This window comes from Acidovorax sp. LjRoot204 (genome assembly GCF_056175785.1).
This window is the reverse complement of sequence record NZ_JBGFFF010000169.1, coordinates 1-8,733: the sequence shown is the minus strand read 5'-3', so window position 1 is coordinate 8,733 and position 8,733 is coordinate 1. Positions and strand designations below refer to the sequence as shown.

9 protein-coding genes are annotated in these 8,733 nt (G+C 63.6%); 5 read left to right on the top strand and 4 right to left on the bottom strand.

Annotated elements, in window-relative coordinates; all coding sequences use genetic code 11:
- On the top strand, positions 1 to 1,052 hold a 1,052-nt coding region (gene murB / locus AC04MI_RS21130), incomplete at its 5' end, for a UDP-N-acetylmuramate dehydrogenase (protein WP_476498608.1).
- Positions 1,053 to 1,272: 220 nt separating this feature from the next.
- Here murB and argG read toward each other — a convergent pair.
- The 4 genes from argG to AC04MI_RS21110 all read right to left on the bottom strand — a co-directional run bounded on the left by argG (position 1,273) and on the right by AC04MI_RS21110 (position 4,358).
- Complete coding sequence (gene argG, locus AC04MI_RS21125) at positions 1,273 to 2,610, bottom strand: argininosuccinate synthase (RefSeq protein ID WP_056063739.1); 1,338 nt, start codon at positions 2,608 to 2,610, stop codon at positions 1,273 to 1,275.
- A gap of 85 nt (positions 2,611 to 2,695) precedes the next feature.
- Positions 2,696 to 3,013: a pyrimidine/purine nucleoside phosphorylase gene (gene ppnP / locus AC04MI_RS21120; RefSeq protein ID WP_015014470.1), complete on the bottom strand. Its 318-nt coding sequence runs from the start codon at positions 3,011 to 3,013 to the stop codon at positions 2,696 to 2,698.
- A gap of 163 nt (positions 3,014 to 3,176) precedes the next feature.
- Positions 3,177 to 3,839: a glycine zipper 2TM domain-containing protein gene (locus tag AC04MI_RS21115; RefSeq protein ID WP_056063736.1), complete on the bottom strand. Its 663-nt coding sequence runs from the start codon at positions 3,837 to 3,839 to the stop codon at positions 3,177 to 3,179.
- A 135-nt stretch (positions 3,840 to 3,974) separates the two neighbouring features.
- Positions 3,975 to 4,358 (bottom strand): arsenate reductase, encoded by a 384-nt coding sequence (locus tag AC04MI_RS21110; RefSeq protein ID WP_436077124.1) that lies wholly within the window; start codon positions 4,356 to 4,358, stop codon positions 3,975 to 3,977.
- Positions 4,359 to 4,419: 61 nt separating this feature from the next.
- On the opposite strand from AC04MI_RS21110, the gene folC reads away from it, so the two are divergent.
- The 4 genes from folC to purF all read left to right on the top strand — a co-directional run bounded on the left by folC (position 4,420) and on the right by purF (position 8,708).
- Positions 4,420 to 5,745, top strand: coding sequence for a bifunctional tetrahydrofolate synthase/dihydrofolate synthase (gene folC, locus AC04MI_RS21105; protein ID WP_436077125.1), 1,326 nt, complete (start codon positions 4,420 to 4,422; stop codon positions 5,743 to 5,745).
- 22 nt (positions 5,746 to 5,767) lie between these two features.
- Positions 5,768 to 6,610 carry an SPOR domain-containing protein gene (locus AC04MI_RS21100; protein ID WP_436077126.1) on the top strand — a complete coding sequence of 281 codons (843 nt, stop codon included), beginning with the start codon at positions 5,768 to 5,770 and terminating at the stop codon, positions 6,608 to 6,610.
- A 25-nt stretch (positions 6,611 to 6,635) separates the two neighbouring features.
- Positions 6,636 to 7,124: a CvpA family protein gene (locus AC04MI_RS21095; protein ID WP_121942709.1), complete on the top strand. Its 489-nt coding sequence runs from the start codon at positions 6,636 to 6,638 to the stop codon at positions 7,122 to 7,124.
- Between the two features lie 78 nt (positions 7,125 to 7,202).
- Complete coding sequence (purF, locus tag AC04MI_RS21090) at positions 7,203 to 8,708, top strand: amidophosphoribosyltransferase (RefSeq protein ID WP_476498607.1); 1,506 nt, start codon at positions 7,203 to 7,205, stop codon at positions 8,706 to 8,708.
- Positions 8,709 to 8,733 lie beyond the last annotated feature (25 nt).

The window sequence follows — 8,733 nt, the reverse complement described above, 5'->3', positions numbered from 1 at the left end:
CTTTACAGCCCTGCAACACCTTCGGCATTGCCGCGCGCGCCCAAACCCTGGTGCGAGTGCATTCGGTGGACGATCTGCGGGCTGTGCTGGCAGCCCCCCAGCTCGCGCCCGCACCGAAATTTGTGCTGGGCGGCGGCAGCAACATCATCCTGACCGGTGACGTGAAGTCCGTCGTGCTCAAGATGGAAATCAAGGGCCTGCGCCTGGTGGATGAAACGCCCAAGGCCTGGATCGTGGAGGCGGGTGCTGGCGAAGTCTGGCACGAAGCCGTGGCCTGGACGCTGGCGCACGGCTATCCCGGGTTGGAGAACCTGGCCCTTATCCCGGGCACGGTGGGGGCATCGCCCGTCCAGAACATTGGCGCGTATGGCGTGGAGCTGCAGGACCGTTTTGAGTCGCTCGACGCCATTGACCTGGCTACGGGCCAGTCGTTCAGCCTGGATGCCGCGCAATGCGGTTTTGGCTACCGTGATTCCGTTTTCAAGCATGCACCTTCCGAAGCGCAGGACGGCAGCGGGCTGCCGCGCGGCATGGGGCTGGCAGGCCGGGCGGTGATCACCCATGTGCGCTTTCGACTGCCCAAGCCCTGGAAGCCGGTGCTGGGCTACCTGGACCTGGAGCGCCGCCGCACCGAGGCGGGGGTGGAACACCCCAGTGCCCAGCAAATTTTTGACTGGGTCTGCGACATCCGCCGCGCGAAACTACCCGACCCTGCCGTGGTGGGCAACGCGGGCAGCTTCTTCAAGAACCCCACCGTGTCGCCCGACCAGTGCGCCGACATCATCGCCCGCGAGCCCAAGATCGTGCACTACCCCATGCCCGACGGCAGCATCAAGCTGGCTGCGGGCTGGCTGATCGATGCCTGCGGCTGGAAAGGCAAATCCATCGGCAAGGCCGGGGTGTACGAGAAGCAGGCCCTCGTGCTGGTCAACCGGGGGCAGGGCGCTGACAGCGTGACAGGGGGCGAGGTGATGACCCTGGCCAAGGCCATCCAGACGAGCGTGTACGAGCGCTTTGGCATCCGGCTGGAGCCCGAGCCGGTGGTCGTGTAGCGCGAAGTCTGAGGCGACCGCTGCGCCTCGAAAGGGCCGGTGTCGCGCCTGGTACGAGACCCCAACAAAAAAGCCACCCCAAGGGTGGCTTTTGCTCATCTATTGATAGCTGGAGAGGCAGTTTTCACTAGCGCTACCAGCCATTTTTGCTCCAAATGAGCCGCCAAGCTGATCCCAGTGGCAACCTGGGAGGCTTGGGGCCCATGGGGCGAGTGCTGCCTTACTTGCGGTCGTTGTCCAGCTGCGCCAGGGCTGCATTGCCTCCCAGCGACAGCAGGCCCGCCCGCGAGTACACACCCAGCTTGCCGCGCGTGTCCGAGATGTCCAGGTTGCGCATGGTCAGCTGGCCAATGCGGTCCAGCGGGCTGAACGGCGCGTCTTCCACCTTCTCCATCGACAGGCGCTCGGGTGCGTAGGTCAGGTTGGGCGACTCGGTGTTCAGCAGCGAATAGTCGTTGCCACGGCGCAGTTCCAGTGTCACGGTGCCGGTCACGGCGCGGGCCACCCAGCGCTGGGCGGTTTCGCGCAGCATGATGGCCTGGGGGTCGAACCAGCGGCCCTGGTACAGCAGGCGGCCCAGCTTCAGGCCATTCATGCGGTACTGCTCGATGGTGTCTTCGTTGTGGATGCCGGTCACCAGGCGCTCGTAGGCGATGTGCAGCAGCGCGAGGCCGGGGGCTTCGTAGATGCCGCGGCTCTTGGCTTCGATGATGCGGTTTTCGATCTGGTCGCTCATGCCCAGGCCGTGGCGGCCACCGATGCGGTTGGCTTCAAGGATCAGCTCGACGGGGTCGTTGAACTCCTTGCCGTTCAGCGCCACGGGCTGGCCTTCGTTGAAGGTCACGGACACTTCCTCGGCCTTCACTTCGACCTCGGGCTTCCAGAACGCCACACCCATGATGGGGTTGACGATGCGGATGCCGCTGGACAGGAACTCCAGGTCCTTGGCCTCGTGGGTGGCGCCCAGCATGTTGCTGTCGGTGCTGTAGGCCTTCTCGGCGCTCATCTTGTAGCCAAAGCCGGCCTGCGTCATGAACGCCGACATTTCGGCGCGGCCGCCCAGCTCGTCGATGAACAGTTGGTCCAGCCACGGCTTGTAGATCTTGAGCGAGGGGTTCGTCAGCAGGCCGTAGCGGTAGAAGCGCTCGATGTCGTTGCCCTTGAAGGTCGATCCGTCGCCCCAGATGTTGACGTCGTCCTCCTTCATCGCGGCCACCAGCATGGTGCCGGTGACGGCGCGGCCCAGGGGGGTGGTGTTGAAGTAGGTCAGGCCGCCGGTGCTGATGTGGAAGGCGCCAGCCTGCAGGGCGGCGATGCCTTCGTGGGCCAGTTGCGTGCGGCAGTCCACCAGGCGGGCCTTCTCGGCGCCGTACTCCATGGCCTTGCGCGGGATGGCGTCGTAGTCGGGCTCGTCGGGCTGACCCAGGTTGGCGGTGTAGGCGTAGGGCACGGCGCCCTTGAGCTTCATCCAGTGCAGTGCGGCGCTGGTGTCCAGGCCGCCGGAGAAGGCGATGCCGACCTTTTGGCCGAGGGGGAGGTTCTGGAGGATGGTTGCCATGGAGTCTTCTTCAAAAATGATAGCTGCCAGCGCATTGTGTACTAGCGCTAGAGGCCAAAATCAATAAAATTTCAGCCCGAACATCTCAGCCGAAATGGCAGATGTAGTGGTAGGCCTCGGTCACGCGGATGTCGAACTTGGAGTTGCCGGGCACGCTGAACTTCTCGCCTGCGGACGATTTCACCCATGCATCGGTACCGGCCAGCTTGTATTCGCACGAGCCCGCCACGCATTCCATGATTTCAGGGGCGCCGGTGTTGAACGTGAGCGTTGCGGGCAGCACCACGCCCACCGACTTCTTCGTGCCGTCCGGGAAGGTGATGCCGTGGCTCACGCACTTGCCGTCAAAGTACACATTGGCCTGGGTGGTGACGGACACGCCGTCGATTTTTTCGGTGGTCATGGATGCGCGGGTAGGAATGGAGGAAACCCGCGATTTTAGGGCAGGGTGCTGACGCATTGGGCTGTGCGAACCAACGAAACCCATGCCCGCCGCCGCTTGCACCAAGAAAAAGAGCCCCGAAGGGCTCTTTGTTCACTGGCTTGTGCGGCTATGCCGCCAGCCTTCAACGCCAGTAAGGGTTGCGGTGGTGCGGGTAGTAGGGGCGGCCGCTGTCGTAGCCGTATTCAATCACCGTCACCGGGGGCGTCACATAGGTGGGGGGCGCCTGGTACACCGGCTGCACGGGGTAGGTGGAGGTCACCACACCCGGTTGGCTGTAAACACCCTGGGCCGCATACGGGTCGGGTTGTGTGGAATAGGTCTGGCCAGCGGGCTGYACGTTCACCGGGATCCAGCGGCCTGGGTCGTTCTGGGTGCGGGTGGTGTACTGGCGGCCTGCGTATTCATACACCACGTTGTAGCCTACGGTACGGTTTTCGTAGTACGTCTCGGTGGAGCAACGCTGCACGTTCTGGTACTGCGGCTGGCCGTTGCCCTCGATCTGGTTGCCTACTACGGCGCCACCCAGCACCCCGATGGCGGTGGCTGCTGCGCGACCGCTGCCCTTGCCGATGGTATTGCCCACCGCGCCCCCGGCAATCGCGCCAATCACAGCGCCGGCGCCCGTCGTGCGGTTGCCGTTGTAGACGGTCTCGTTGCCACACACCTGCTGCGGAACGCCGACCTGCTGAATGATGGGCGTGGCAGACAGCACACGGCCTTGTTCCTGAGCGCTGGCCACTACGGCGACGGCTGCCAGGGCAGAAAAAATGACGATCTTTTTCATGGAGAAACTCCTTTCGGGTCGGTACATAACGCACCAGACTGCAGAAAAGTTTAGGCCCGCAAGGTCAATTCGGGGCCCGGACGCCGTAAATCTGCGTAAAGATTTGTGCGATTTTCCCGCGTTCCCCGTCCCAAGTCAGCCCTTGGATGCGCCATTCGGCCCGCCAGGCCACTGCTCCGGCACAAATCCGACGGTCACATGCAGGCCTTGGGCGTCCTGCCACTGCACCACGGGGCGCTTGATCACACTGGGTTGTTGCTGCATCAGCGCACTGGCGCTCGCGTCGTCCTGCACCGATGCCTGTGTGGCTGCGTCCAGCTTGCGCCAGGTGGTCCCTTGACGATTGACCAGCTTCTGCCAGCCCACGGCCTTCAGCCAGCCAGGGAGCAGCTCGGTGGGAACGCCTTGCTTTTTGAAGTCATGAAACTGGACTTCCAGCCCTTGTTCTGCAAACCAGGCGCGGGATTTTTTGACGGTATCGCAGTTGGGGATGCCGTAGACGGTGATGGCGGTATTCATGCCGCGCATCATCCTCGAAATCGCGGGGGTGAATGCTGGCTCGGCGACAATCCCCGGCTGTATGCAAACCAAACCCCACACCCTGGAAGGCTGGCTGCGCCATTGCGAGCAGCTGCACCCCCGCAACATTGATATGGGCCTGGATCGGGTCGCCGAAGTCGCCCGCCGCATGGCGCTGCGGTTCGAGTGCCCGGTGATCACGGTGGCGGGCACCAACGGAAAAGGATCGACCTGCGCCATGCTCGAAGCGGTGGCGCTGCAGGCGGGTTATCGCACCGGCGTCTACACCTCACCGCATTTGGTGCACTTTGAGGAGCGCTGCCGTGTGCATGGCGAAATCGTGTCGGCGGCGGACCTGGTACCCCATTTCGAGGCGGTGGAGAGCGCCAGAACCCAGAACGGCAACGAGGTGTCTCTCACGTACTTTGAGTTCACCACCCTGGCCATCCTGCGGTTGATGAGCCATGCGTTGCTGGATGTGGCAATTCTCGAAGTCGGCCTCGGAGGACGTCTGGATGCCACGAACGCGATCGACACCGACTGCGCCATCATCACCAGCATCGATATCGACCACACAGAATTTCTGGGCCCGGACCGCGAGAGCATTGGCCGCGAAAAGGCGGGCATCATGCGCACGGGGCGCCCAGCCATCGTGAGCGATCCCATGGCGCCGCAGAGCGTGGTCGACCACGCGCGGGAGATCGGCGCCGATTTGTGGAGTTTCGGGCGCGATTTCAATTTCTCGGGCGACAAGCAGCAGTGGAGCTGGGCTGGCCGGGGGCGGCGCTATGCCGGGCTGGCCTACCCATCGTTGCGGGGGGCCAACCAGCTGGTGAACGCCTCGGGCGTGCTCGCCGCTTTTGAGGCATTGCGCGATCGGCTGCCGGTGACCGCCCAGGCCGTGCGCAACGGCATGGCCATGGTGGAGTTGCCGGGACGCTTTCAGATTGTGCCGGGGCAACCGACCCTGGTGCTGGATGTGGCGCACAACCCGCACTCCGTGGCGGCGCTCACGGCCAACCTGGATGCGATGGGGTTCTTCCCCGTCACCCACGCGGTGTTTGGCGCCATGGCGGACAAGGACCTGGCGCCCATGCTGGCCAAGGTCGGGCCTCTGGTGGATCGTTGGTATTTCACCGATCTGCCCACTCCGCGCGCTGAGTCGGCCACCGTGTTGCAGCAGAAGTGGAATGCCGTGCATATGGTGGCGGGCGGTCGCCGGGACGTTGCATCCAGCTTGCATGCCGACCCACTGCAGGCCTTGCAGGCGGCGGTGGCCGCCGCAGACCCCGCTGATAGAATCGTGGTCTTTGGCTCGTTCTACACGGTGGGTGGGGTGTTGATCAATGGAACACCCCGCTTGCACGCCAAACATATGGGCGCTTGAGCGCCTCACGAGTCCTTAGTCCATGGCATTTTTCAAGTTCCGGTGGCCCGGTCAGGGTGAGCAGCAACAGGCCGAAAAGCCGTCCAAGCGCCCGCGCACACCACAGGCTGAGAGCATCGAAGTGATGCGCCGCCGCGCCCGGCACCGTTTGATCGGCGCTGCAGTGCTGGTACTGGTGGGGGTCATCGGGTTTCCGTTGCTGTTTGATACCCAGCCACGGCCTATCCCTGTGGACATTCCCATCGAGATCCCAGACCGCAACAAGGTGGCTCCCCTGGTGGTGCCTGCACCAGTGGCTGAAACTATTGCTGCCAAGCCTGCTGCACCCTCCACCCCAGAACCAGCCCCGACGGCTGCTGCGCAGCGGCCTGCGCCTTCGCGCACTGCCGCAGCCAATGGCTTGGCAGACGGTGAAGAACTGGTGCCTAGCGCTCGTACAGCAGCGGCCAAACCTGCGCCAGCCCCAGCGGTTGCCCCCCCAAAGCCCGAGGTGAAACACGAGGCCAAGCCGCCTGCTGCTCCCGCACCTTCTCCCGTCCCTGAACCCAAGCCTGCACGTGCTGACGATTCGGCACGAGCCCGCGCCCTGTTGGAAGGCCGCAGCACCGAGGCGCCAGCCGCCGCCAGTGCCGAGGAAGCGCGCTTCATCGTGCAGGTGGGGGCGTTTGCTGATGCCGAAAAGGCCCGCGAAGCACGCACGAAGGTGGAACGGGCGGGTCTCAAGACCTATACGCAGGTGGTGGACACCAAGGACGGAAAGCGCACCCGGGTGCGCGTGGGTCCGTTCACCAACCGGGCAGAGGCAGACAAGGCGGCGGCGCGCATCAAGGCGCTGGACCTGTCGGCGTCGGTGCTCACCCTGTAAACATTGATCAGGCTGCCGCTTGTCCATGGCTGCGTTGGATTGGGTGTTTGTGGCCGTGTTGCTGGCCTCCATGCTGATAGGTGCCTGGCGCGGACTGGTGTTTGAGGTGCTGTCGGTGCTGGGCTGGGTGGCGTCTTTTTTTGTGGCGCAATGGTTTGCGGCCGATGCAGCAGCCTTGTTGCCCATGGGTGGGTCGGGCGAGTCGCTGCGGTATGCAGCCGGTTTTGTCGTGGTGTTTGTGGCTTCGGTTTTTGCCTGTGGTTTTCTGGCATGGCTGGCCAAGAAGCTGGTGGAAGCTGTAGGGCTGCGCCCGGCGGACCGCACCCTCGGCGCTGTTTTTGGTGTGTTGCGCGGCCTCGTTTTGTTGCTTGCTGTGGCCGTGGTGGCTGGCATCACCCCCGTGCACGAGGCACAGTGGTGGCAGGAGTCGCGGGGCGCGCCGGTCTTGGCCGAAGTGCTCAAGGGGTTGAAACCGGCGCTGCCGGACGAATTTGGAAGGCATCTGCCTTCGTGAGATCGAAGCGGTAGCGGCCAGAAGCTGCTGCCGTTGGATGACCGCGGGGCTGTTCCCGCAAACGGATGGAATACAACTATGTGTGGAATCGTCGGCGTCGTCAGTCCTGCGCCCGTCAATCAGCTGATTTATGACGCTTTGCTGCTCTTGCAGCATCGTGGCCAGGATGCTGCTGGCATCGTGACCCAGCAGGGCCGCAAATTCTTCATGCACAAGGCCAAGGGCATGGTGCGCGACGTTTTTCGCACGCGCAACATGCGCGCTCTGCCGGGCAATGTGGGGCTGGGCCAGGTGCGTTACCCCACCGCCGGCAACGCCTACAGCGAAGAAGAGGCGCAACCGTTTTACGTCAATGCCCCGTTCGGCATCGTGTTGGTGCACAACGGTAATCTGACGAACGCCCGCGAACTGCGCACCGAGCTGTTCCAGACGGACCACCGCCACACCAACACGGAAAGTGATTCGGAAGTCCTTCTGAACGTGTTTGCGCACGAACTCGAACGCGCCACGCGGGGCGTGCCTCTGCAGCCCGAGGACGTTTTCACTGCCGTGCGTGCGGTGCACAAGCGCATCAAGGGTTCCTATGCTGTGATCGCGCTGATCGCMGGCCACGGYCTGCTGGCCTTCCGCGACCCSYACGGCATCCGCCCGCTGKSCATGGGCCGCAGCSMSGACGGCACCGTGATGGTGGGCAGTGAGTCGGTGGCGCTGGAGGGCACCTCCCATGTGTTCGAGCGCAACATCAATCCGGGCGAAGCGATTTTCATCACGCTGGACGGACAGGTTCACGCCAGCCAGTGTGCAGAGAATCCGCAGCTCAACCCTTGCATCTTTGAGTTTGTGTACCTTGCGCGGCCCGATTCGGTGCTTGACGGCATCTCGGTCTACCAGGCCCGTCTGAACCTGGGTGAAGCCTTGGCCAAGCGTGTGGTGTCCACCGTGCCGCCCAACGAGATCGATGTGATCATCCCCATCCCCGAGTCCAGCCGCCCCAGCGCTACCCAGCTGGCACATCTGCTCGGCGTCCCGTACCGGGAAGGTTTCGTCAAGAACCGCTACGTGGGCCGCACCTTCATCATGCCCGGGCAGGGCGTGCGCAAAAAGTCGGTGCGCCAGAAGCTCAATGTGATTGGCAGCGAATTCAAAGGCCGCAACGTGCTGCTGGTGGATGACTCTATTGTGCGCGGCACCACCAGCCGCGAGATCGTGCAGATGGCACGCGACGCGGGGGCCCGCAAGGTGTACTTGGCCAGCGCGGCGCCRCCCGTGCGCTACCCCAACGTGTATGGCATCGACATGCCTACCAGCAGCGAACTGGTGGCGCATGGCCGCACGGTGGAAGAGATTCGCCAGGCCATCGGCTGCGACGCTCTCATCTATCAGGATGTAGATGGCATGAAGAGGGCTGTGGGTGCGCTCAACAGTGCGATTGTCGGGTTCGATGCGTCGTGTTTTGACGGCGTGTACGTGACGGGTGACATCACTGCGGAAGGGATTGCCAGCCTGAATGAGGGGCGTGTAGGTGCAGAGGAGGGCGAGGAAGATACCTCGCGCCTTGCTTTGCCCAATGCGCAGGAAGCGTAGCCAAGGGCTTGCGCAGCCACCGCAG

Bases quoted from the DNA above. Each gene is read 5' to 3' on its own strand.
- argG (WP_056063739.1), bottom strand. From the start codon at position 2,610: ATGGCAACCATCCTCCAGAACCTCCCCCTCGGCCAAAAGGTCGGCATC.
- ppnP (WP_015014470.1), bottom strand. From the start codon at position 3,013: ATGACCACCGAAAAAATCGACGGCGTGTCCGTCACCACCCAGGCCAAT.
- AC04MI_RS21110 (WP_436077124.1), bottom strand. From the start codon at position 4,358: ATGAATACCGCCATCACCGTCTACGGCATCCCCAACTGCGATACCGTC.
- folC (WP_436077125.1), top strand. From the start codon at position 4,420: ATGCAAACCAAACCCCACACCCTGGAAGGCTGGCTGCGCCATTGCGAG.
- AC04MI_RS21100 (WP_436077126.1), top strand. From the start codon at position 5,768: ATGGCATTTTTCAAGTTCCGGTGGCCCGGTCAGGGTGAGCAGCAACAG.
- AC04MI_RS21095 (WP_121942709.1), top strand. From the start codon at position 6,636: ATGGCTGCGTTGGATTGGGTGTTTGTGGCCGTGTTGCTGGCCTCCATG.